Source organism: Actinomycetospora endophytica (genome assembly GCF_021026375.1).
In the GTDB taxonomy this organism is placed as follows: domain Bacteria; phylum Actinomycetota; class Actinomycetes; order Mycobacteriales; family Pseudonocardiaceae; genus Actinomycetospora; species Actinomycetospora endophytica.
Genome location: NZ_JAJNDB010000001.1, coordinates 1,695,915 through 1,718,994 on the forward strand (window position 1 = coordinate 1,695,915; position 23,080 = coordinate 1,718,994).

A 23,080-nucleotide genomic window follows, 5' to 3' on the forward strand; every position below is an offset into this window, starting at 1 on the left:
CGTGCGTGCGTTTCCGTGTCCTGACACGGAAACGCACGCACAGGGCCTACGGCCGGACGAGCACCTTCAGGGCCTCGCGGTCGTTCATCGCGCGGTAGCCCTCGGGGACCTCGTCGAGCCCGATGGTCCGATTGAAGACCTTGCCGGGCTGGACCTTGCCGGAGAGCACGTCCGGGAGCAGGTCGGCGATGTTCGCCTGGGTCGGCGCGATGCCGCCGGTGATCGTGACGTTCTTGAAGAACTTCATGCCGGCGTTCGGGATGTTGCCGCTCTGCGGCACTCCGACGATGCCGACCGAACCGCCGGGCTTCGTCACGTTGATCGCGGAGGTCACGGACTGGTCGAGCCCGACCGCCTCGATCGTGCAGTGCGCGCCGTCGGTGCCGAGGATGTCGCGCACCTTCTGCTCGCCCTCCTCGCCGCGCTCGGGCACCACGTCGGTGGCGCCGAACTCGCGGCCGAGGTCGGTGCGGTCCTTGTGGTGGCCCATGAGCACGATCCGCTCGGCGCCGAGCCGCCAGCTCGCCAGCACACCGAGCAGGCCGACCGCGCCGTCGCCCACGACGACGACGTCCTTGCCCGGCCCGACGCCCGACGTCACCGCGGCGTGGTGCCCGGTGCCGAACACGTCGGACAGGGTGAGCAGGCTGGGCATGAGGTCGGAGTCGACCGGCGCGTCCAGCGTCGTCAGGACGTGGTCCGCGTACGGGACGCGGGCCGCCTCGCCCTGGCCGCCGTCGGTCTCGGCTCCCCAGGCGTTGCCGTTCGGGCAGGCGCTGGTCAGGCCGGCGCGGCAGTACTCGCAGGTGCCGTCCGCGTAGAAGAACGGCGCGACCACGACGTCACCCTGCTTGACCCGGCTCACGTCGGACCCGGTCTCCTCGACCACCCCGATGAACTCGTGGCCGATGCGGTCGCCCTGCGCGGTGGCCTCGCGGTTCTTGTACGGCCAGAGGTCGCTCCCGCAGATGCAGGAGTGCGTGATCCGGACGACGGCGTCGGTCGGGTTCTCGAGCTTCGGGTCGGAGACGTCCTCGACGCGGACATCGCCCGCCCCGTAGATCAGCGTCGCCTTCACGGCAGATGTCCTCTCGATCTGGATGGTTCAAGACCGGGCTACCCGGGACCTCCGCCGATGCATGCGCGAACGTGTACCTGTTCACATTGCGCACAACCGGAATACGGCCCGCGGCGAGGTCATCGGGCCGGGGCCGGGCTCGGGGGTGCCCGCCAAGTGGCTCGCGGGGGACGTGTAATGTCTCCGACCGGTGGGCCCCAGGGCCTCGGGAGGCTTCGCCTAGTCTGGTCTATGGCGCCGCACTGCTAATGCGGTTTGGGGTAACCCCCCATCCCGGGTTCAAATCCCGGAGCCTCCGCAGCGGCGGACCTCCGCCGTGACAACTGAACGCTGTGTCATCGAAGTACATGCGCCCGTAGCTCAACGGATAGAGCATCTGACTACGGATCAGAAGGTTAGGGGTTCGAATCCCTTCGGGCGCGCACACGAACACGCAGGTCAGAGGGGTCGTCGCATCGCGGCGGCCCCTTCGCTGTGTCCGGGTGCAGCATCCCGTGGAGCAGCGTCCCTCGTCAGCGGCCTCCCGTCACTCCGGCGGAGCGGTCGCTGGTGAGGGACCGAGCACGGCGACCGTGACCTCGGGGAGGCTGAGCACTCGGCGCGTGCGGGCCACGCCGGAGGTCAACGCCTCGCACATCAGCCAGTCGCGGTACTCGGGCGGCACACCGCCGAGTGCCCGGCAGACCTCCGCGAAGGTGAAGTTCCGGTCGAACGTGGCCAACGGCTGCCACCGCCGTCGGCCCCCGGGCGCCGCCGGGCAGCCCTCGGTCGGTGGCGCGGGAGGCCGGACCCGGCGGGCCAGGTATGCGGTGGCGAGCTCGTCGAGCTCGCGGAACCAGGGATCGTGCGGGGCGCCGGCCAGGCCCATCGTGGCCAGTTCGCCGAAGACCACCGCCCGGACCACCCCTCGGGCCCCCGACCGATGCACGCGGGTGCCGATCAAGCCGGGGGCCAGTCCCGCCAGCGACGCCCGTGCGCGGTCGCCGACCCGGTCGTTCACCCCCCGCGCCAGCCAGCTCAGCAGCGGATCGGTGCAGTCGGGGTGGTCGCTGAAGCGGCGCCCGGCCAGGACGGACACGTACTCCATCACGCAGCTGCCCTCGGTGAGGTCGCGGTGCCGCCCGCGGGTCAGCACCGGGACACCGAGCGGCGGGGTGTCGCGTCGAGCCGTCGTCGGGGCGCCCATGATGTTCATCGCCGACCACCCGTTCGACAGGTCGACAGCGGACCGCCCGGCCCCCGCCGGCAGGCGACGCCCTCCGCGGCGCCGTGGACCTCGGGACGGAGCCGGCTCGAGCCGGTGTGGTCGGAGTTCGTACTGGTCATCGCTGATGCCTTTCTCGTGACGACGTCCGCGGGTGCTCGGACCCGGCGGTGGATGGCGGGTCAGGGCAGGTCGGGTCGCGGAGGACGCAGGAGTCGGCGGCGTCCCTGGGGTGCGCCGTGGTCGACCTCGACGGGCGCACGAACGCGGGGCGCGCTCCCGGGGATCGGTGAGGGCTCGCCGGCATCACGCGCGCGCGGAGGGCAGCGGGAACGTCGATGACCCGGGGGGAAGGACCAATGTCCATGCGGTCTCCTGAACGGTCGGAACCGAACAGGGACCGTCAGCAGGAAGACCTGCGGTTGAAGGTGAGCCCCATCACCTTCCGCGGACGATAGCCCCGTGCTCGACGACGCGGTAGTCCCGATTCCCCGATGAGCGTCGACCCGTGGACCGCAGGACATACCCGACGCACCCGGACGACCCACCGGCCGTGGACGGTCGCCGAAGCAGAGGGCCCTCCCGTGAACCGTGAGATGTGGGCGGGGCCGGGATATCGTCCGTGGGCGTACCGGGGCCGACCGCGCTCGGCAACCGGCCGGTTCGTGTCGAGGCGTCGTCGGACTCGTGCTCCAGCGGGCCCTCGACGCGGCGGGCACGTGCAGCCGGACCGAGGGCGACGTGGGCCGCTCCCCGCAGCTTGGTGGAGATCATGAGCGGGCGCCCCGAGGACCGGACGGTCGACGGCGAGCCCGTCCTCGGGTCGGTCACGACGGGGCGCGCCGGGCCGGACGGGGATTCGGCGGCCCGGCAGGTGGGCGGACGCGCGAGGAGCGGGCCGACGCGCGCGAGGCGTCCCTGGACGAACTGGCGCGGGTCAGCGGCCACGCGACCACCGACCGGTTCAGCCGGTCGGACGCGGCGTCGAGCCGCGCCGCCGAGACGGTGGCGCGGGCGGAGGAGCACCTCGATCGCTCGCGCGAGGCGCTGCAGCGCGCCCGCCGGCGGCCGAGCGCCAACAGTCGGAGATCGAGCGCGAGACCAGGGCGACCGCTGCTCGTCGTCGGGAGCTGCGGGACGAGGGCAACGACCGGAGTCGGGCGATCGCCGACGACGACCGCTGACGCCGGCCCGATGCCTCAGGCGGTGATCGCGATCGCCTGCTCGACCTCGTCGTGGTGGTACTCGCGGGGCGAGACCACCGCCCCGGTGCGGACGTCGCGGTGGGCGATGCGGGCGCCGCACCAGCCGCAACCGCCCGCGACGTCGACCACGGCGCGGGACGCGACCTCGGAGCGCCGCAGCGCCGTCGCGGCCGCGGCCCGCCGGGCCTCGCGCTCCGGTCCGGTGCGCTTCGAGTAGTCGAGGATCCACCAGAGCCCGAACGGCACGGCGAGGATCGCCGCGGTGATCAGCGCCCACTTGATGATCAGGATCGCCAGGCCGACGAGCAGCACGACACCGATCAGGGTGCCGCAGCCGCCGGCGGGAGCGGAGCGTCGCGCCATCGTCAGCACCACCACTTGCGCGCGCAGTAGCCGCCGGTCAGGGCACCGTCGCGGTGGTTGTGGTGATCGACGTCGACATCGACGTCGGGACTGCTGCTCGACGACGACGACGGCGCCGTCGTCGGGGTCTCCGGGTAGCACTGGTCCACGACCTGGGTCGTCGTCTCCGAGGACAGCGCGCTGGTGTAGTCGGTCTCGGTGACGGAGGACCGGTAGCCCCGCAGCCGGACCCAGTCCCGGCGATCGCCGGTGCGCGACGGGTCGTGGCCCATGGTCACCGTCCTGCCGTCCAGCAGCTGGTGCGCGGCGGCCGTCAGCAGCCTTTCCTGGCACCCCGCCCAGGACTCGGTCGTCAGGTCGTCGGCGTCGACGTGCGCGACGGTGCCGTCGGTGAACTCGACGTCCCGGTAGCTGTCCAGCCGGCTGACGGTCTTCGTCACTCCGGCCGAGGTGTCGTACACCGACCCCTCGGCGGGGTCGCGGGCCGGCACCGGGGCCGCGCTGACCGCGGGCACGGCGACCGGGGCGGCCGCGCTCGAGACGACCGGCGCGCTCGGCGCCGGCGTCGCGTGGTTGCTCGACAGGTCGACGACCGCGACCAGGCAGAAGACCACTGCCGCGATGCCCGACCAGACCTTGTACGCGGTGCGCACCGGGTGTCATTCCTCCCGACGACGACGGATGTGTCGCCGGGTTGTCGCCGCAACCGGATCTCTCGTTACCCGCCCATGACCCCGCTGCCCGTCCGGGTGACGACGGGGTGGTCACTCACGACGAAGGGCCCGCCACCGCGGTGGCGGGCCCTCCGGTCGTGCGATGCGCGGGCGCGGCGCCGTCCCGGCGGCGCCCGGCGTGGAGTGCGGGTGTCTCAGAGAGCCTGGACGGAGTCGGCCTGCGGCCCCTTCGAGCCCTGGCTGGACTCGAACGCCACGCGCTGGTTCTCCTCGAGGGACCGGAATCCGGTGCCCTGGATGGCGGAGTAGTGGACGAACACGTCCTTGCCGCCGTCATCGGGGGCGATGAAGCCGAAGCCCTTCTCGGCGTTGAACCACTTGACGGTGCCTTCAGTCATGCATCCTCTTTCAGGATCAGGCCGGGCGGGTGCGTACCCGCCCGCGAGCGTTGCCCGACTCCGAGATCAGCGGAGGGTGGTCCTGCGCAACGAGCCCGGGCGGTGTCACATCATCCACGGAGCTCGAACGACACAGCGAGGAAAACGAGACTGCAACGGCGGGGACCGTAGCACTCCGACCATCACAGACCCCGCGGTCACCGGCTCACGTGGCGCCGGACGGCGTCGTGACGGGTTTCCCGGACGGCCGACGGGGCGTTCGGCTCCCGCCGCGGGGACCACGCCCGGTCCTCGGTGACGACGGCGGTCACCAGCTCGAACGGCGTCACGTCGAACGCCGGGTTGAAGACCGGCGTGCCCGGCGACGTCGTCGGGACCCCGCCGACCTCGAGGACCTCCTCGGGGCCGCGTTCCTCCACGACGACGTCGTCACCGGTCGCGGTGTGCGCGTCGATCGTCTCCTCGGGGGCGACGACGAGGAACGGCACGCCGGAGCGGGCCGCGGCGCAGGCCAGCATGTAGGTGCCGATCTTGTTCGCGACGTCCCCGTTCGCGGCGATCCGGTCGGCACCGACGACGACGGCGTCCACCCGCCCGGTGGCGATCGCGGCGGGCCCCGCGGAGTCGACGCACAGCCGGTGCGGGGCGCCGGCGCGGGCCAGTTCCCACACGGTGAGCCGGGCGCCCTGCAGCAGCGGTCGGGTCTCGCAGGCGAGCACCTCGCTCAGCATCCCGCGCTCGTGCAGCCGCAGCGCCGCACCGAGCGCGGTGCCGCCCACCCCGCAGGCGAGCTCGCCGGTGTTGCAGACCGTCAGCACGCGCAGCGGGCCGTCCGGGTGCAGCGCGGAGAGCAGGTCGGCGGCGCGGGTCGTCGCGGCGGCGTTGACCCGGGCGGCGTCGGCGGCGACCGCGCGGGCCTCGGCGAGGACGGCGGCCGGGCCGTCGTCGAGCCGCGCGAGCGCCCGGCGCGCCCCGAGGGCGAGCGGGACGGCGGTCGGCCGGGCCCGCGCGATCCGCTCGGCCTCGGCGGGCACCGCCGCCGGGTCGTCGGGGTGGCGGTGTGCGGCCAGCGCGACCCCGAACGCCCCGGCGATCCCGAGGTTCGGCGCCCCGCGGACGGCGAGGGCGCGGATCGCGTCGACGAGGGCGTCGACCGTGGTGAGGCGGAGGTGCTCGGTCCGGTGCGGCAGGGCGCGCTGGTCCAGCAGCACCACCGCCGGGTCCTCGTCCGAGAAGTCCACGATCCGCACGGGGCCGATCCTGCCCCGGATTCGTGGCCGGTGGGTCAGCTCAGCAAGGCGTAGGCGGCGTCGCAGACCGCGGTGTGCAGGCCGATGTCCTCGGGCGAGGCGAACGCGCGCTGGGTCAGGATCACGACGACGAGGTCGCGGACCGGGTCGACGTGCCAGCTGCTCCCCAGACCGCCGGCCCAGCCGAACGATCCGGCGCGGGCGCCCCGCGTCGTCACCGACACCCCGAAGCCCCAGCTCAGGTCGTCGTCGAGGAACCCGCCCGCCGCCGACGCCTGCTGCTCCGCGGTGAGCTGGTCGGAGGTCATCGCGGTGACGAAGCCCTGCTCCAGGACGTCGCCGCCACCGCGGAGCAGCATCCGGGCGAACGCGAGGAGGTCGTCGACGGTCGAGACGAGCCCGGCGGCACCGTCGGGGAAGCGGGGCGGGGTACTCCAGCGTCCGTCGGGTGCGTCCCACGCCTCGTCGCCCTGGTAGGCGGTGGCGAGTCGCGCCGGGTCGCCGGTGAAGGCGGTGTCGCGCATGCCGAGCGGGGCGAGGATCCGCGTGCGGAGGAGGTCGGGGAGCGGTTCCCGCGCGGCGCGCGCGGCGAGGACGCCGAGCACCTGGCCGCTGGTGTTGTAGAGCCAGCGCCGGCCGGGCTGGGCGAGCAGCGGCAGCTCCGCGAGCTCGGCGAGCCAGGCGTCGGGGTCCGGCGTCACGTCCGGTTCCGGCGGCCCCATCGTGTTCAGTCGGCCCGACGCCAGCGCCGTCGCGATCGGCCAGGGCGGGTCGGCCGTGAACAGCTCCATCGCCTGGCCGTACCCGCAGGTGTAGGTCAGCAGGTCACGCACCAGGATCGGCCGGGCCGCGGGGACGGTGTCGTCGAGGGCCGCGTCGGGCGAGCGCAGCACCCGTCGCCCGGCGAGCTCGGGCAGCAGCCGGTCGACGGGCTCGTCGAGCGCGAGCGTCCCGTCGGCGAGCAGGGTCCCGACGGCGGCCGCGACGACCGGCTTGGTGATCGACGCGATCCGGAACTGCGAGTCCCGTCGGACGGGGGCGCCGCCGAGGGTCAGGACGCCCTGGGTCGCGACGTGCACCTCCCCGCCGTGCGCGAGCAGCGCGACCACGCCCGGGACGGCGGCCGCGGCGACGACGTCGTCGAACGGACCGGTCGCGATCGTCGTCATGGGGGCGAGACTAGGTGCGCTGCGCGCTCGTGAGCACAAATTGATGTCCTGGCGTCAATTACTGCTCACAAGCGCGCAGCGCACCTCAGAAGACGATCGTCGTGTCCCCGTCGCGCACCACGCGGTCCTCGCAGTGCCACCGCACCGCCCGGGAGAGCACGGAGCGCTCGACGTCGGCGCCGAGCCGGGTGAGGTCGGCCGTCGTGTGGCGGTGGTTCACCCGCACCACGTCCTGCTCGATGATCGGCCCGTCGTCGAGGACCTCGGTGACGTAGTGCGCGGTGGCACCGACGACCTTCACCCCGCGCTCCTTGGCCTGCCGGTAGGGCGAGGCGCCCACGAACGCCGGCAGGAACGAGTGATGGATGTTGATCATCGGGGCCCCGACGGCCTCGATCATCGAGCCCGACACGATCTGCATGTAGCGCGCGAGCACCACCAGGTCGACGCCCTGCAGCAGCTCGGCCTGGCGCGTCTCCGCCTCGGCCCTCGTCTCCGGCGTCACCGGGACGTGGACGAACGGCACCCCGAAGGGTTCGACGGCGCCGGCCAGGTCGGCGTGGTTGGAGACGACGACCTCGATCGAGACGTCGAGCTCGCCGCGCTGCGTCCGCCACAGCAGGTCGAGCAGACAGTGGTCGATCCGCGAGACGAGGATGCCCAGCCGCTTCGGGACCCCGGAGTCGGTCAGCGTGAAGTCCATGCCGAACCCCCGGGCGACGTCCGAGGCGAACGCGGCGCGCAGCCCCTGGAGGTTCCCGGAGGGCAGGGCGAACTCGGTCCGCTGGAAGTAGGTGCCGCCGGTGTGGGCCGTGGCGTGCTGGTCCAGCGACAGGATGTTCGCCCCGGAGGCCGAGAGGAACGACGCGACGGCCGCGACGATGCCCTGGCGGTCGGCGCAGCGGATGAGCAGCCGGCCGACGGTGTCGGCGGACGGAGACCCGGTCACGGGCCGCAGGGTACTGACGCCGCCCGGCGGCGCGCCGCAGGAACTCCGGCGCGTCAGGAGCGGCAGGCCAGCTCGCCCGCGGGGACGCGGAGCGGGGTCAGGGCGTCGTTGCGGCGGCGCACGATGGCGGTGGAGAGCTCCCGCGCGCGCGCGGCGACCTCGTCCTGCTCGGAGCCGCCCGCGACCGCCGACGCGGCCTCGCCGACCTCGAGGGCGACGCGCGCGAGCTCGTCGAGCAGGTCCGCCGACCAGTCGAAGCGGTCGGTGCCCGCCGGGCACGCGTGGCGCGCCCGACCGAGCTCGGCGAGCGCCTCGTGCGCGCTGCGCACGAGATCCCGCAGCGTCGAAGGATCGTCCACGTCCCCCGCCCCTCGTTCGACAGCCGGTTCCGAGTTCGACGGCCGGTCCCGATCGGGGGAGGAGTGCCCGCCTCCGACGCGCCTACACGTTTTCCGGCATCGCGCGGCCGACGGATCGGTGAACGGAGGGTGTCGCTGGACCGCTCGGCGGCGCGGAGGCGGTACGCGGACCGCTCGTCGCGCGATCGTGCCGCCCGGTCGCGACGTCGGCCACGGAAAGAGTTGAGGCCCGGCCGGCGGGGGGACACCGACCGGGCTGTCGTCGATCACGGGGGGCATGATCGACGACACGGATGGTTCCGTTCCGTGGCATCTGACGTCAAGGAAAACTCCGACGTCGGACGCTGTGCGGCTCGTCTCCCCGGCCCCGGGCAACGTGCGACCATGACGGCGCGGAACGGACCCCGGGAGGGGGAGGGACGATGTTGATCCGGCTGCAGGACGGCCCCTGCCGTGGCGAGCGCGACGTCCAGATCGGCGAGGCCGCCACACCGCCCGAGGAGTACCTGGTGCTCGTCGAGTCCGGCCCCCGGACGCCCACGGACGGTTTCAACGGGGGATCGATCCCCGGCATCAACGTCTTCGCGGTGCACCGGCTCGACCGGCGCGACCCGGACGGCACACCGGTCTACGGCTTCGCGGGCGAGCGTCACCAGCGGGGGTACTAGGCCGCCCGTCGGGCGTACGCAGTACTCCGTCCGCCGAGCGTCGCCGGGTGTTCACCGGGGTGGGTCGGGTCGATCGCGGCGTGCGGGGTACTCGGCCTCGCGCAATCGCATCCGACCCTACGGAGGGGCGACATGGGACAGATCGACGCCAAGCTGGTCAAGCAGTACGAGGAGACCCCGCTGGCGGAGCTGGCCGACGCGCCGGTGTCCGCGCTGCAGGGCGTCAGCGACGGCGACGCGCAGCACCTGAAGGACGCGTTCAACATCAAGACCGTGCGTGACCTCGGGACGAACAAGTACTTCCTCTGGGCCCAGGCGATCACCAAGCTCGCCGAGTAGTCAACGGCCCCGCGACACATACGACGGGCCCCGGCCGGGAATCGGCCGGGGCCCGTCCTCGTCGTGCGGGGGTCAGGACTTGAACGCGTCCTTGACCTTCTCGCCGGCCTGCTTGACGTTGCCCTTGACCTGGTCGCCCTTGCCCTCGGCCTCGAGCTCCTCGTCGTCCTGGAGCTTGCCGACGGTCTCCTTGGCCTTGCCCTTGAGCTCGTCGGTCTTGTTGTCGATCTTGTCTCCGGTGCCCATGCGGGCGGCTACCCGATCCCGCCCGCGATCAGGCGTCAACCTCGCGCGAGCAGCACCCAGACCGGGCCGGTGGCGAACGTCAGAGGTTTTCCGTCCGCCCCCGTGTACGAGGTCGGCGAGTTCGGATCGGGCCGCGACCAGGTCCCCGTCCAGCGCTTCCCGTCGCGCAGCACGTCGACGGCGCCCCGCCCGACGGTGACCGCGGTCGGCGACGGCGCCCCCACGACGTCGTGCACGGCGGAGTTCCTGATCGGTACCCGCTGGACGACGACGGTGGCGGGTCCCCCGGCGGTGACGGCGGGCTGCCCGTCGAACGCGACGGTGTAGCGGCCGTCCGCGGCGTGCAGGTCGACCGGGGTCGAGCCGATCGTCTCCTTGACGTCCGTCGCGGGCTGCCCGCCCGCGGGTGCGGCCCCGAAGCGGAACCCGATGTCGCGGGGGCCCGCCACCCCCGGGGCGGCCTTCACCAGCGCGGCCGGGTCGGCGTAGAGGTTGTGCGGGGCCTCGCCGCGCCCGCGGTGGTAGGCCCCGGCCACCTTCTCGGCCGACACCGGGAGCACCGGGCTCGACGCCACCAGCTGGTTCAGCTCCGGGGCGTTGCCGGAGAACCCCAGCGCGGGCCGGCCGTAGGCGGCGAGGACGTCGATGTCGGACTCCCGGAAGCTGCGCACCGGGCCGACCGAGGGCGGCAGGTGCGAGGCGAACACCGCCAGCAGCCGCGTCACCCCGCCCTCGACCGGCTCCACGTAGACCACGTCCGCGGCGTCCACCCCGGTCCAGGGCCTGCCCTGCGGGGAGTTGTCGACCTTGACGGCGAGGACGGCCTTCCCGGGGTCGGGCCCGCCGGTCAGCGGGGAGAGGTTCGCGGCGGGCTTCGCGGCCACCGGCGACGGTGCGGGCGGCAGCGGCGCCGGCGAGTCACCGCTGGAGCTCCAGACCACCACCCCGAGGATCACCACGATCACGACCGCGATGACCACGGCGATCGCCGTCCGCGCCTCGGTACCTCCCCGTTCCCCGGCCATGCGAGGACCAACGCGGGAGCCGACCTCCCGGTTCGCCCGCCCCTATCATCGGAGACATGGCCCGCAGGCCCGCGCAGGATGGCCGCCCCCGGGAGTCCGAGCCCGAGGACGCGCGGGAGCGCGCCTCGGACGGCGAGCGCGAGGACGTCGCCGCGATGCTGGCGCGGGCGATGGTGGCGGGGCGGCTGACCCCCGTGGAGTACAGCGACCGCGCGGCGATCGCCCAGGCCGCCCGCTACCGCGACCAGCTCGACGGGCTGCTCTCCGATCTGCCCGGCGCCGCGCTGCACTCGTCGCACCGCAGCGACGTCCTCGAGCTCCAGGCGGGGCTCGGGGGCTCCATCAGCCGCCGCGGGTACTGGAAGGTGCCCCCGACGGTGCGGGTGCACAGCTGGGTGGGCGGGGTGCTGCTCGACCTGTCCGAGGCGGAGTGCGCCACCGCGGTGCTGGCGCTGGACCTGGCGACCGGGATGTGCTCGCCGACGGTCGTGCTGCCGGAGGGCGCCACGGCCGACGTCGACGACCTGCGCATCTCCGCGGGCTCGGTGCGCGACGAGACCGTGCACCGCCGGGAGCGCGGCGCCCTGCACGTCTCGGTGCGCGGGCGGCACTCGTTCGGCGACGTGATCCTGCGCCATCCGGTGCGGGGTCGCTGGGAGCGGATCCGTGCGCTGCCGCACGACGCACCCCGCTCCCTGGCCCGCCGGGTGGGCCGTCGCGACCGACCCGCCCGGACCGAGGGCGCCCGGGCCGACCGGCCGGAGCGGTAACGTCGAACGGTGCACCGCCCGCCGGGGTGGGTCATCGTCACGGGTGGGGAGGACGTCGTGAGCTTCGATCCCACGCTCGGCGTGCGATTCCTGATCCCGCTCGCCGTAGGCGTGGTCGTCGCGCTGCTCATGTCGCCGCTGTACGCGGCGCTGGCCCGCCGCCGCCGTCAGGCGCTGCTGGTGGACCGGGTGGTCACCGGACGTGTCGCCCGTCTCACCGGCCCCGAGCGCCGTCGCGCGGTCCGTCACCTGCACCGGGAGGCCGGCCACCCGCTGAGCGTGGTCGCCGGGCTCGCCGGGGCCGCGGGCGTGGTCACGCTGCTCGCCGCGGTGTTCACCGCCCGCGCCTCGCTCGGCGCCGCCGACCGGCGTGCCGTCCTGGCCCGACTCTTCGACGAGCTCGACAGCGCCGGGCTCCCCACCCCTTCCACCTCGGTCGGCCTCGTCGTGGTGGCGGTCGCCCTGGCCGTCGTTCTCGCGCTGGCGGTCGGGACCCTGCACGTCGCGACGCTCGACCTCGAGCGGCGCCGCGCGATGCCGGTCACCCGCCCGTGGCCGCTCTCGAAGCGCCGCGTCACCTGGCTCGCGGCCGTGGCGGCGTTCCTGGTGCTGCTCGCCGTCGGCGTCGAGAACGGCGGGCTCGCCGCGGGGCTGTTCCTGCTCGGCCATCAGCTCACCGTCCGTGCGATGCGCCCACGGGCCTGCACGGTCGCGCCGGTGCTGCCCGAGGCGCTGCGCGCGGCGCGCCTGCCCGGGCCGAAGGAACGCCGCCTCATCCGCTCCCGCCGCGGGCCCGCGCCCGGCCTGCCCGGCGCCGCCGCGCCGCCCAACGGTGCCCGCCCGGCGCCGTCGGGTCCGGCCCGCGACGCGGCGTCGGCTCCGCCCGCCCGTCCGGCGACCCCGCGCCCGGCCACGCCCCGCCCGGCCGCGGCCGGGGTGCCGCCGCGGCCCACCGCCACCCCGCACCCGCCGACGGCGGCCACGCGGCTGGTGGACATGGCGCCGCCGGAGCAGCCGCTCACCCCGCACGACCCGCGGACGGTCGGGGAGTACCAGCTCACCGGGCGCCTGGGCTCCGGCGGGATGGGCACCGTCTACCTCGGGCACCGCGCGGGCGTGAACGGCTCGGTCGCGATCAAGGTCCTCGCGCCGCACCTGCTCGACGACGTCGACGCCCGCACCCGGTTCCTGCGCGAGGGGCAGACCCTGCAGAAGGTCACCGGCGACTACACGGCGCGGGTGCACGGCGTCGGGTTCGACGGGTCGATGCCCTACATCGTCATGGAGCGCCTCGACGGCCCGTCGTTGCACGCGCTGATCGCCGAGAACGGCGCGGTGCGCGACGCCGAGACGCTGACCCGGATCGCGATCGCGCTCGCCCGCGCGCTCGCCGCCCTGCACAACGACGGCATCACCCACCGCGACCTCAAGCCCGGCAACATCCTGCTGACCTCCGCCGGGCCGAAGGTGGTCGACTTCGGCATCGCCCGGGTCGTCGGGCAGACCCACCACACCCCGGCCGGGAACATGGTCGGCACGCCCGGCTACATGGCCCCCGAGCAGGTCACCGGCAACGGCGCGGGCCCCGCCACCGACATCTGGGCGTGGGCCTGCTGCGTGGTCTTCGCCGCCCGCGGGGACCACCTCTTCGACGGCGAGAACGTCGTGGACATCGCCCGGCGCATCCTCGACGGGCCCCCGTCGGACGCGTTCGCCGGTGTCGGGCGGCTGTCCCCGCGCCTCGTGCCGGTGCTGCGCCGGGCCACCGCGCAGAACGCCGCCGACCGGCCCCGCGACGGCGCCGCGCTGCTGCGCCTGCTCGACCGCAGCGGCGCCACGTCCACGGTCGGCGCCTTCGCCTGGGACAAGCTGGTCGGCTCCCGCTGAGGACGCCTCCCGCGGGCCTCCTCCGCTGCTACGGTTTCCGCTCGCCGGAGGAGCCCGATTTCTTCAGGAGTGTGCGTGGCCAGCTGGGACGACCTCGTGCTGTGGGTGCGGGTCCGCTACGAGGTGATGGCGCAGGACGCGGACGGCCTCACCTTCCGGCTGCCGACGACGGAGGGCCGCGACCAGCTGGTCTACGTCCGGCACCGGCGCGAGATCGACGGGCAGGACTGGATGCAGATCGAGTCACCCATCGCCCGGCTCGACGACATCGACGCGCGGCAGCTGCTCGAGCTCGCCGAGTCGACGGTCGTCGGGGGCGCGGCCGCCGTCGACGGCACCGCCGTCTTCCGGCACGCCGCCCCGCTCTCGGATCTGACGTTCGCGGAGTTCGAGGCGCCCTTCCGCCTCGTCACGAAGACCGCGGACGATCTCGAGCGGCGCCTGACGGGGGCCGACCGCTACTAGCACCACGACCCGGAGGTCGCGTCATGGCCGAGCCAGCCGTCGTCGAGTTCTCGCCGACGCCGGACCAGTACGCGTGGACCTTCGGCGGGGCCGCCCCGGTCCTCGAGGTCGAGCCGGGCAGCGTCATGCGGCTCTGGTGCGACGACGCCTTCGGCGGCCGGATCCGCGCGGTCACCGACCTCGCGAGCGCGAGCCTCGATCCGCGGTTCCTCAACCCGCAGACCGGCCCGTTCTCGGTGCGCGGTGCCGAGCCCGGCGACACGCTGGTGCTCCACCTCGTCGACCTCACCCCGGCCCGCGACTGGGGCGCCTCGACGCTCGTGCCGTTCTTCGGCGGGCTCACCGGCACCGACCGGACGGCCCTGCTCGACGAGGCCCTGCCCGAGACCACCTGGATCTACGAGCTGGACCGGGCGCGCGGCACCGTGGCCTTCGTCGCGCAGCGCAGCTCGTTCTCGGTCGACCTGCCGATCGCGCCGATGCTGGGCACCGTCGGCGTCGCCCCGGCCAACCGTGAGGTCCGCTCGTCGCTCACCCCGGACGCGTTCGGCGGCAACATGGACACCCCGGAGATGCGGGCGGGTGTCACCTGCTACCTGCCGGTGAACGAGCCGGGCGCGATCTTCTCGGTGGGCGACGGGCACTACCGCCAGGGCGAGGGCGAGTCCTGCGGCACGGCCGTCGAGGGCGCCATGGACGTCACGCTGATCGTGGAGCTGGTCAAGGCCGGGGCCGCGCCCGCCCCGCGGTGGCCGCGCCTGGAGAACGACGCCGAGCTCATCACCGTCGGGTCGTCCCGGCCGCTCGAGGACGCCTGGCGGATCGGGCAGAAGGAGATGATCTCCTGGCTGGGCGAGCTGCACGGGCTCGACCGCCTGGACGCCTACCAGCTGCTCACCCAGCTCTCGCTGGCGCCGCTGGCCAACGTCGTCGACACCAACTACAGCGCCGTGACGAAGCTGTCCAAGGCCTACCTGCCGCGCACCGACCCGTACGGAGGCCTGCACGGCGACCTCCGCGCGCGGGCGGCGCGCCTCTGACTCCGGAGGAACCCATGGATCTCGGTCTGGCCGGGCGGCGAGCCCTCGTCACCGGCGGCAGTCGGGGCATCGGACGGGCGATCGTCGAGGCCCTCGCCGACGAGGGCGCGACCGTCGCCTTCTGCGCCCGGTCCGCGGACGGCGTCGAGAAGGCGGTCGCCGAGCTGTCGGCGTCCGGGCGCGCGGTGCGCGGCGCGGCGGTCGACGTCGCCGACGGGGACGCGCTGCGGTCGTGGGTGACCTCGGCCGGCGAGGAGCTCGGCGGGATCGACGTCGTCGTCGCGAACGTGTCCGCGCTGGCGATCCCGTCCTCCGAGGAGAACTGGGAGGCGTCCTTCCGCACCGACGTGCTCGGCACGGTCCGGCTCGTCGAGGCGGCGATGCCCGCGCTGGAGGCCTCGGACGCGGCCGCGATCGTCACCATCTCGAGCGTCTCCGGCCGGGAGATCGACTTCGCGGCGGGGCCGTACGGCACGGTCAAGGGCGCGATCGTGCACTACACCCAGGGGCTGGCCCATCAGCTCGCCGGCCGGGTGCGGGCCAACACCGTCTCGCCCGGCAACGTGTACTTCCCGGGCGGCGTCTGGGAGTCGATCGAGGCGAACAACCCGGACCTGTACGCCCACGCGCTCGGGCTCAACCCGACGGGGCGGATGGCCCGGCCCGACGAGATCGCCCGGGCGGTCGCGTTCCTCGCCAGCCCGGCGGCGTCCTTCGTCAGCGGCACGAACCTCGTCGTCGACGGGGCGCTGACGCGAGGGGTGCAGTTGTAGGTGCGCTTCGCGCTCGTGAGCAGTAATTGACGCTATGACGTCAATTACTGCTCACAGGCGCGCAACGCACCTATCGGCGGGCGCCGGCCCGTTCCGGCCCGAAGACGAGGGTGACGACGGCCTGGGCGGCGGTCCCGACCGCGTCGACGGCGGCGACGACACCCCGCGCGGTCCAGTCGACGACGACCTCGACGCCTCGGCGGGCGGCCGATCCCGCGCGCGCCCACGTGGAGAGGACGGTGTCGACGCGGCGGGCGGGCAGGTCGCGGCGTGCCCGGACCAGCTCGGTGGAGGGTGCGGCGCTCATGGCCGGGAACGCCTCGGTGGGCCAGGTGGCGATCCGGCGGTGCGGCAGCAGCGGCCCGACGTGCGGGTGGCGCGGCGCCGGGACGTCGGCGGAGAACAGGGCCGGGCCCTCGCCGAACCGCGCGATCGCCGCCGCCTCGCCCGCCACCAGACCGGACCGGTCCCGGGAGGCGTCGGGCCCCTCGGCCCCGCGCGCCCCCGGCCTGTCGGCGTCCCCGGACGCCTCGTCCGGCTCGTCGGTCATGACCCACCTCTCGGCGTCTGGCGTGATGACACGGTGTGCTCGCGGTGTGGGGCCGGTTCAGGTCCGTCGCCGACCGGCAGGATCCCGTCGAGCGGGGACAGTGTCACCCACGAGCAGGAGTCGGTCACGCCGCTCGCCGCATGTTTCCATCCGGTCACGGAGCATGCCGCATCACCCCTGTAGCCGAGTCCTGTCTCGGCCGTTGCTCACTCACGGGGTCGCATGACCGACGGCTGGTCGTGCGAGCCCTACCGGACACCGGATCGAGTCACCGTTCGTCGCCAATTGATTGCGCGTGGCGACGGAGGTGACGGACTGGTGCGAGGTGGTGACCAGATCGTGATGCAATCGGGTCGGTTCAGAACGATCAGATGCGGATGCGGGAGGTGGAGCGGTGGCGGGTGCGCATTCCCGGTCGTCGCGCCATGAACGCACCTCCGATCCGGACCAGGGGCCCGGGCCGGAGCCGCGCGACCCGGACGTGGGCTCCGACCAGGACCGCGACTACGGCGAGATCTTCCGGACGCGGCCGCCCTACGACCCGGCGCCCCCCTCGCCGCCCGTGGGTCTCCCCTCGGCCTTCAACTCCTCCTCGTTCCGTGCTCCCGGTGGCGGGCGTCACGCCGAGCCGGAGCCCGCCGGCGTCGGCGCGGGCTCGAGCTCGTCCGGGCAGGAGAACAGCCCGTGGTCGGCGACACCGGCCGCCCCGAGCTCGACGTCGACCCGGTCGAGCTACACCGGCTCGACGTCCGGGGCCTCGTCCTTCGGCGGTGGCGGCACCCGCTCCACCGCGCTGGCGCCGCCCGCCGCGGTGCCCCCGCCGCCGCCGCGTACCGGCTCGGGGCCCGGGTCCGGCTCCGGCTCGGGTGGCAACGGTTCTCCGCGCACCGGGTCCGGTCGCCCCGATGACGCTCCCGTGGCGCCCCGCGCCCCGCACTCGCTCTCCGGACCCCAGGCGCTCGCCGTGCCGCCGGGACGCCCGGGTGGTCCGGCTCCGGCCGACCCCGCCTCGCGTCCCGGTGCCCCCGCGTCGCGCCCTGGCGCTCCCGGCTCTGCGCCGGCCTCGGTCCCGCCCCCCGCGCCGCCCGGCCCGCGCCGCCCCGCGGGTCCGGTGCCGCCGGCGGGTCCGGCCGCTCGCCCCGGGAGCCAGCCCGCGCCGGGCCGCCCCGCCCCGAACGGCCCGACGCCCAACGGTCCTGCTCCGAGCGGTCCGACGCCGAGCGGCCCCGTTCCGCAGGGCCCGACCACCGGCGGTCCCGGTCCGAAGGGTCCCGCGACGACCGGTGCACCGGCGACCGGCGGCGCGAACGCCCGCGCCGCGGCTCCCGCCCGGCCCGCCGGTGCTCCGCCCGCCGGCCCGGGCACCGGCTCCGGCCCTCGCCCGCCCGCCGCTCCGGGGACCGGATCGGGTCCGCGCCCGCCGGCCGGGCCCCCGACCAACGCCGGCCCGACCAACGGCGCTCCGGCGAAGCCGGCGACCGCGTTGAACGGTGCCCCGGCGAAGCCCGCGGGCACGCCGAACGGTGCTCCGGCGAAGCCCGGTAGCGGCCCGAACGGCGCACCGGTGAACGGCGCGCCGGTCAAGCCCACGGGTGCCCCGAACGGCGCTCCCGCGAAGCCCGGCAGCGCCCCGAACGGCGCTCCCGTCAACGGCGCGCCCGCGAAGCCCACGAACGGCACCACCGCCAACGGCACCACCGCCAACGGCACCACGGCGGCCAACGGGACCGCGGCCAACGGGACCGCGGCCAAGCCCGGGACCAAGCCCGCGGCCGGGCCGACGCCGACCGTCCCCCCGGCGCGCACCCCCGACGGCACCGCCATCGGACCCGCCGTCGACCCCCTCGGGTCGCCGGACGACGAGGACGAGAAGGACGCCGGCGGGCGGGACGCGACGACCACCGCGCGCCCGACGTCGACCACCCGCACCTCGACGAACCGCACCTCGACCACCCGCACCGCCGCCGTCCCGCAGTCCGCGCAGACCCGCGCCGAGCGCCGCGCCGCCGGGCGCGACGGACTCAGCCGCGCCGCCGGACGCGGGCGTGCCGGCAGCCGCCCGACCCCGTCCGCCACCCGCCGCGGCGCGGACCGCGAGGCCGACGAGCGCCCGGCCCCGCCGCGCGGCCGGATCGCCACCGCCATCGCGGCCCTCGTCGTCGCCGTGGCCGCGAAGGTCCGCCACTGGCCCGGCGGCGAGCGTCTCGTGGGCGCGGGGCACTGGGTCGACGGCCGCGTGCAGGCCTACCTCGACGGCAAGGACCCGGCCGCGCTGACGACCCATGCGTGGCTGTGGCGTCGCCGCCGCCGCGCGAGCTACGCGCTGCTGGCGGCCTTCATCGGCGTCCCGATCCTCACCTTCGCGCTCGGGTGGTTGTTCATCCCGGTGCCGAACGCGGACTCCGCGGTCGAGAGCCAGCTCAACACGGTCTCGTTCTCCGACGGCAGCGTGATCGCCCGCGTCGCCCCCGGTGAGCAGGGCAACCGGCAGAAGGTCACGATCAACCAGATCCCGCCCGCGGTGCAGCACGCCGTGCTCTCGGCGGAGGACCGCACCTTCTACACGAACTCCGGGTTCGACATCGGCGGCATCCTGCACGCGGCGTTCAAGCAGATCACCGGCGGCGCCGGCGGCGGGTCGACCATCACGCAGCAGTACGTCAAGAACGCCATGGTCGGCGACGAGCACTCGTACTTCCGCAAGTTCCGTGAGCTGATCATCTCGGCGAAGATCACGCAGGAGTACTCGAAGGACCAGGTGCTCGAGGACTACCTCAACAGCATCTACCTCGGCCGCGGCGCGTACGGCATCCAGGCGGCCTCGCAGGCGTACTTCAACAAGCCGGTCCAGCAGCTCACGCCGGCCGAGGGCGCCGTGATCGCGGGCCTCATCCAGGCGCCGTCGCAGTGGGACCCGGCGGTCAACCTCGAGGGCTCCCAGCGGCGCTGGAACTACGTCATGGACGGCATGGTCTCGTCGGGGTGGCTGTCCCAGGCCCAGCGCTCGGCCGCGACGTTCCCGGCGACCGCGCCCCCGCGCAAGACCATCAACGGCGTTCCGGACGACGACCGCGGCCACATCTACGCGGCGGTCAAGGACGAGCTGCGCACGCTCGGCATCGACGAGGACGCGCTCGTCACCGAGGGCCTCCAGATCCAGACGACGATCGACCCGAAGGCCCAGCAGGAGGCGACCGACTCCGTCCAGAAGGAGATGAAGGGCAAGCCGGGGAACCTGCGCTCGGCCGCGGTGTCGGTCGACCCGCGCACCGGCGACGTGCTCTCGTACTACGGCGGCGACAACGGGTCGGGCCTGGACTACGCCCAGGTGCAGAAGCAGGCCGGGTCCACGTTCAAGCCGTTCGTCATGCTCGCCGCGCTGGAGCGCAACCCCCCGATCGGGATCAGCACCCAGTTCGACGGCCAGCAGATCCCGGGCAAGACGGTCCGCAACGTCGAGGGGGCGGACTGCAGCAGCTGTTCGCTCAAGCGCGCCATGACGCTCTCGAACAATGTCGTCTTCACCGCGCTCGGCAACGAGGTGGGTCCGAAGGCCGTGGCCGACGCCGCCCACCAGGCGGGGATCTCGGCGAAGCTGGACAACCCGAACAGCGGCATCGCGCTCGGCAACGTCGAGGTCACCCCGCTGGAGATGGCCGGGGCCTACGCGACGTTCGCGAACGACGGCGTCTACCACAAGCCGCACCTGGTCCAGAAGGTCACGACGTCGAGCGGCGAGGTCCTCTACGACCACGCGGCCGACCAGGGCGAGCCGCGGATCGACCCGAAGGTCGCGCGCAACGTCACCGAGGCGATGCGCGACGTGCCGACCTACGACGGCGCGCAGCTCTCCGGTGGACGGCAGGCGGCGGGCAAGACCGGCACCGTCCAGTCGCACATCGACAACCAGAACAACGACGCCTGGATGGTCGGCTACACGCCCTCGGTGGTCGCCTCCGTGTGGGTCGGGACCGACGACAACACGCCGATCCAGTACGGCGACGGCAAGCCGATCTACGGGCACGGCATCCCGAGCGACATCTGGCAGTCGTTCATGAACGGCGCCACGCAGGGCACGCCCAAGCAGTCGTTCGGGGACTTCGTGCCGGTCGCCGGCACCGACCCGGGTGAGACGGCGAGCGGCGAGGGCCAGCAGGCCGGGACCTCCTCGGCGAGCCCGACCACGACGTCGAAGCCGTCGACCCGGGCGAGCGCCCCGACGCAGCCCTCGGCGAGTGCCGCGCCCACCGCGGCCCCGACGCAGCAGCCGCCGGCCCCGCAGGCGGAGGAACCGGCGGCGCCGCAGCAGCAACAGCAGCAGCCGGCCGAGCAGCAGCAGGCGCCCGCGCAGGACCCGACGGAGCCCGGGACCCCCTGAGCCGGGCGGTCAGCCCGCCGTCGTGAAGTCGGCGAAGTCGAAGCCCGGTGAGACGACGCAGCTGACCAGCACCGCGCCGTCGTCGGGACCTCCCGGGCCCGGGGCGGCTCGCTGCCAGTGCCCGCCCGGGACGAGCAGGGCCGGCCGCTCACCCGGGGCGGAGCCCGGCCCCAGGCGCAGCGCCGAGTCCGGTTCGACCGGCGCGTCGCCGTCGCCGCCGAGCCAGAGCGCGAGCGGGGCGCCGCGGTGCCAGAACCAGAGCTCGTCGGAGCGCACCCGGTGCCACATCGACTCCTCGCCCGGACCGAGGACGTAGTGGATGGCGGTCGCGGTGGGCCGGGTGGCGCCGTAGCCCGGCGGCTCGACGGTCACCGCCGACTCCCACACCCGCCGGTACCACCCGCCCTCCGGGTGGGCCTCGAGGTCGAGCTCGGCGGCGAGGGCGGGCCGCCCGCTCACGCCGTCATGTCCAGCGACGCGAGGACCTTCGTCGGGGCGAGGCGCACGACCAGCTCGCCGGGCACGGCGTTGCGCCGCCCGAACTCCGTCGCCTTCTCGGCGCCCATGTAGCGGCCGCCGATCTCGGTGGCGGTGCGCAGCAGCTCGTCGGGGTCCTCGGACAGCGTCACCGAGCCCTGGACCTGCACGAACGCGAACGGCGGCTCCTCGAGGTCGACGGCCAGCGACACCCGGGGGTCGCGGGCCAGCGCCCGACCCTTCGCGGTGTCGGCGCCCGTGTTGAACACCAGCGTGCTGTCCGCCCCGGACCCCTCGAGCTGGAACCAGATCGGGGCGACGAGGGGCCGGCCGTCCTTCGCCGTCCAGGCGAGCTTGCCGGTGCGGGTGCCGTGGGTGAGGAAGGCGCGGATGTCGGGATCGGAGAGGCTCGCCATGATCCCCAGGGTAGGGGCGTCCGGCGTCAGGACGCCTGGCCGAGCGCCGCGGAGAGCCGCCCGACCGCGGTGCGCACCGAGGTGAGCGCACCGACGCACGCGTTCGCGTCGAGCGGGACGGCGGGGCCGGTGGACGGGCAGCCCCGGCCGACGAAGTCGTCGTGGGCGGCGGCGACGGCGGGTACGGCGCCGGTCACGGCCGCGTCGTTCGGCAGGGCGCTCGCCGCGGTGCGGGCGATCCCGGCCGCCTCCTCCACCCATCGCCCGCAGCGCGGCCACACGGCGCGGGCGTCCGGGGAGGCGTAGCAGGGGTCGGCGAGCGCCAGCCGCAGCTTGGAGCGGGCGGCGTCCGGCGAGCGCGCCTCCACGACCGGACCCTGGGTGGCGGCCCCGTCCGAGGACTGGCCCGAGGGGATGTCCGCGGGGCTCCCGCCCGAACACCCCGCGAGCAGGGTGAGCAGGACGACGACGAGGCCGATCACCACCCGGGGCGCACCGTCGCTGGTCCTCACCCGGGCACGGTGTCACGGCGCGCCGCCGAGCGCCCTCCGCGGGTCGGGTTCGCCGGGTTCGTGCGGGGTCGGGTCGCCGAGTGGGCGCTCACGGGTGCCGGGAGGCGGCGCGGGCTGTGCGGCCGCCCATGATCGCCAGGATGACGAGGATCTGGACGCCAGGGCCTCAAGAGCTCGTCATCCCGGTGATCATGGAGCGCGGGCCGTGCCGATCGACCGCCGCCGGTCAGGACTCCGGGCGACCGCGGACGAGGGCCGCGTACTCCTCGGGGGTGTCCACGTCCCGGACGGCGTCCAGGGCGGGGTCGACGGCGCGCAGGGCCGGGTCGGCGAGGAGGTCCACGGCGGACAGCTCGCGGACCGTGCTCGCGGCGAACAGGTCCCCGGGGCGGCGGGCGCCCGCGTCGAGCAGCGCCGTGGCGCGCTCGCCCAGCGCGGTGCGGTAGGCGGCCGCGAGGGGCTGGCGGTGGCCGTGGAGCACCGGCAGCGCCACCTCGGCGTCGCCGAGCGCGGCGAGTACCGCGCCGACGTAGGCGGGGTGCAGCAGCGGCAGGTCCACCGAGCACACGAACGCGACGGCGCTGTCCTGCGCGGCCGCTGCCCGGAGCCCGGTGGCGATCCCCTGCAGCGGCCCGAGCCCGGGGGCGTCGTCGGTGACGGGGATCACGCGCGGGTGATCGACCGCCCGGGGGGATCCGGCGGCGCCGACGACGACGAGCGGTCCGCACACCGCCGTGCCCAGCACCCCCAGGACGTGCTCGAGCAACGAGCCGTCGCCCCAGCGCAGGAGCGCCTTGTCGGTGCCCATGCGCCGCGACCGGCCGCCGGCCAGGACCACCGCGGCCGCGGCGGGGAGCGTCGTCTGGGACACAGGCCGATTGTGGC

24 protein-coding genes, 2 tRNA genes and 1 riboswitch are annotated in these 23,080 nt (G+C 74.5%); of the genes, 10 read left to right on the plus strand and 16 right to left on the minus strand.

The features are described 5' to 3' along the window. Positions 1-46: 46 nt before the first annotated feature. Positions 47-1,078 (minus strand): alcohol dehydrogenase catalytic domain-containing protein, encoded by a 1,032-nt coding sequence (locus LQ327_RS08220; RefSeq protein ID WP_230731436.1) that lies wholly within the window; start codon positions 1,076-1,078, stop codon positions 47-49. A gap of 208 nt (positions 1,079-1,286) precedes the next feature. On the opposite strand from LQ327_RS08220, the gene LQ327_RS08225 reads away from it, so the two are divergent. Together LQ327_RS08225 and LQ327_RS08230 are read left to right on the plus strand one after the other, a co-directional pair. Next, positions 1,287-1,376: transfer RNA gene (locus LQ327_RS08225), tRNA-Ser, on the plus strand. Positions 1,377-1,427: 51 nt separating this feature from the next. Further along, positions 1,428-1,500: transfer RNA gene (locus LQ327_RS08230), tRNA-Arg, on the plus strand. Positions 1,501-1,604: 104 nt separating this feature from the next. On the opposite strand, the gene LQ327_RS08235 is transcribed toward LQ327_RS08230, so the two are convergent. From LQ327_RS08235 to LQ327_RS08270, 8 genes are all read right to left on the minus strand, one after another. Further along, positions 1,605-2,273 carry a hypothetical protein gene (locus LQ327_RS08235; RefSeq protein WP_230731438.1) on the minus strand — a complete coding sequence of 223 codons (669 nt, stop codon included), beginning with the start codon at positions 2,271-2,273 and terminating at the stop codon, positions 1,605-1,607. Between the two features lie 396 nt (positions 2,274-2,669). After that, positions 2,670-2,734, minus strand: a riboswitch (Fluoride riboswitch). Between the two features lie 747 nt (positions 2,735-3,481). Next, positions 3,482-3,850, minus strand: coding sequence for a hypothetical protein (locus LQ327_RS08240; RefSeq protein WP_230731440.1), 369 nt, complete (start codon positions 3,848-3,850; stop codon positions 3,482-3,484). Positions 3,851-3,852: 2 nt separating this feature from the next. Then, the gene (locus tag LQ327_RS08245) at positions 3,853-4,503 is read right to left on the minus strand and encodes a hypothetical protein (protein WP_230731442.1); all 651 of its coding nucleotides are present in this window, start codon (positions 4,501-4,503) and stop codon (positions 3,853-3,855) included. Between the two features lie 215 nt (positions 4,504-4,718). Next, complete coding sequence (locus tag LQ327_RS08250) at positions 4,719-4,922, minus strand: cold-shock protein (RefSeq protein WP_230731444.1); 204 nt, start codon at positions 4,920-4,922, stop codon at positions 4,719-4,721. Between the two features lie 197 nt (positions 4,923-5,119). Next, the gene (gene mtnA, locus LQ327_RS08255; RefSeq protein ID WP_230731446.1) at positions 5,120-6,172 is read right to left on the minus strand and encodes an S-methyl-5-thioribose-1-phosphate isomerase; all 1,053 of its coding nucleotides are present in this window, start codon (positions 6,170-6,172) and stop codon (positions 5,120-5,122) included. Between the two features lie 35 nt (positions 6,173-6,207). Continuing rightward, positions 6,208-7,341: a serine hydrolase domain-containing protein gene (locus LQ327_RS08260; protein WP_230731448.1), complete on the minus strand. Its 1,134-nt coding sequence runs from the start codon at positions 7,339-7,341 to the stop codon at positions 6,208-6,210. Between the two features lie 85 nt (positions 7,342-7,426). After that, the gene (gene purU / locus LQ327_RS08265) at positions 7,427-8,290 is read right to left on the minus strand and encodes a formyltetrahydrofolate deformylase (protein WP_230731454.1); all 864 of its coding nucleotides are present in this window, start codon (positions 8,288-8,290) and stop codon (positions 7,427-7,429) included. A gap of 53 nt (positions 8,291-8,343) precedes the next feature. Beyond that, positions 8,344-8,649 (minus strand): hypothetical protein, encoded by a 306-nt coding sequence (locus tag LQ327_RS08270; protein ID WP_230731456.1) that lies wholly within the window; start codon positions 8,647-8,649, stop codon positions 8,344-8,346. Positions 8,650-9,071: 422 nt separating this feature from the next. On the opposite strand from LQ327_RS08270, the gene LQ327_RS08275 reads away from it, so the two are divergent. After that, entirely contained in the window at positions 9,072-9,317 is a 246-nt protein-coding gene (locus LQ327_RS08275) for a hypothetical protein (protein ID WP_230731458.1), read from the plus strand. Between the two features lie 132 nt (positions 9,318-9,449). Then, complete coding sequence (locus LQ327_RS08280) at positions 9,450-9,656, plus strand: hypothetical protein (RefSeq protein ID WP_230731460.1); 207 nt, start codon at positions 9,450-9,452, stop codon at positions 9,654-9,656. 72 nt (positions 9,657-9,728) lie between these two features. Here LQ327_RS08280 and LQ327_RS08285 read toward each other — a convergent pair whose 3' ends face one another. Continuing rightward, positions 9,729-9,902 carry a CsbD family protein gene (locus LQ327_RS08285; RefSeq protein ID WP_230731461.1) on the minus strand — a complete coding sequence of 58 codons (174 nt, stop codon included), beginning with the start codon at positions 9,900-9,902 and terminating at the stop codon, positions 9,729-9,731. A gap of 35 nt (positions 9,903-9,937) precedes the next feature. Beyond that, on the minus strand, positions 9,938-10,927 hold the full coding sequence (locus LQ327_RS08290) for a DUF3048 domain-containing protein (protein ID WP_230731463.1): 990 nt from the start codon (positions 10,925-10,927) through the stop codon (positions 9,938-9,940). Positions 10,928-10,983: 56 nt separating this feature from the next. On the opposite strand from LQ327_RS08290, the gene LQ327_RS08295 reads away from it, so the two are divergent. From LQ327_RS08295 to LQ327_RS08315, 5 genes are all read left to right on the plus strand, one after another. Then, positions 10,984-11,697, plus strand: coding sequence for a DUF1707 SHOCT-like domain-containing protein (locus LQ327_RS08295; RefSeq protein WP_230731465.1), 714 nt, complete (start codon positions 10,984-10,986; stop codon positions 11,695-11,697). 57 nt (positions 11,698-11,754) lie between these two features. Then, the gene (locus tag LQ327_RS34625) at positions 11,755-13,584 is read left to right on the plus strand and encodes a serine/threonine-protein kinase (protein WP_230731476.1); all 1,830 of its coding nucleotides are present in this window, start codon (positions 11,755-11,757) and stop codon (positions 13,582-13,584) included. A 75-nt stretch (positions 13,585-13,659) separates the two neighbouring features. Continuing rightward, on the plus strand, positions 13,660-14,049 hold the full coding sequence (locus LQ327_RS08305) for a type III secretion system chaperone family protein (RefSeq protein ID WP_230731478.1): 390 nt from the start codon (positions 13,660-13,662) through the stop codon (positions 14,047-14,049). A 23-nt stretch (positions 14,050-14,072) separates the two neighbouring features. Continuing rightward, entirely contained in the window at positions 14,073-15,089 is a 1,017-nt protein-coding gene (locus tag LQ327_RS08310; RefSeq protein WP_230731480.1) for an acetamidase/formamidase family protein, read from the plus strand. Between the two features lie 14 nt (positions 15,090-15,103). Then, positions 15,104-15,862 (plus strand): SDR family NAD(P)-dependent oxidoreductase, encoded by a 759-nt coding sequence (locus LQ327_RS08315; protein ID WP_230731482.1) that lies wholly within the window; start codon positions 15,104-15,106, stop codon positions 15,860-15,862. Between the two features lie 70 nt (positions 15,863-15,932). On the opposite strand, the gene LQ327_RS08320 is transcribed toward LQ327_RS08315, so the two are convergent. After that, positions 15,933-16,412: a hypothetical protein gene (locus tag LQ327_RS08320; RefSeq protein ID WP_230731484.1), complete on the minus strand. Its 480-nt coding sequence runs from the start codon at positions 16,410-16,412 to the stop codon at positions 15,933-15,935. Between the two features lie 394 nt (positions 16,413-16,806). On the opposite strand from LQ327_RS08320, the gene LQ327_RS34630 reads away from it, so the two are divergent. Then, positions 16,807-20,790, plus strand: a complete 3,984-nt coding sequence (locus LQ327_RS34630) for a transglycosylase domain-containing protein (RefSeq protein WP_230731496.1) — start codon at positions 16,807-16,809, stop codon at positions 20,788-20,790. A 9-nt stretch (positions 20,791-20,799) separates the two neighbouring features. Here the strand turns inward: LQ327_RS34630 and LQ327_RS08330 are convergent, their stop codons facing one another. The 4 genes from LQ327_RS08330 to mobA form a co-directional block, all read right to left on the minus strand. Continuing rightward, entirely contained in the window at positions 20,800-21,249 is a 450-nt protein-coding gene (locus LQ327_RS08330) for a cupin domain-containing protein (RefSeq protein ID WP_230731497.1), read from the minus strand. Further along, positions 21,246-21,683, minus strand: a complete 438-nt coding sequence (locus LQ327_RS08335) for a PPOX class F420-dependent oxidoreductase (protein ID WP_230731499.1) — start codon at positions 21,681-21,683, stop codon at positions 21,246-21,248. The genes LQ327_RS08330 and LQ327_RS08335 overlap by 4 nt, the downstream gene beginning before the upstream one ends. Positions 21,684-21,709: 26 nt before the next feature. Then, entirely contained in the window at positions 21,710-22,195 is a 486-nt protein-coding gene (locus LQ327_RS08340; RefSeq protein WP_230731501.1) for a hypothetical protein, read from the minus strand. A 226-nt stretch (positions 22,196-22,421) separates the two neighbouring features. Next, entirely contained in the window at positions 22,422-23,066 is a 645-nt protein-coding gene (gene mobA / locus LQ327_RS08345) for a molybdenum cofactor guanylyltransferase (RefSeq protein ID WP_230731503.1), read from the minus strand. Positions 23,067-23,080 lie beyond the last annotated feature (14 nt).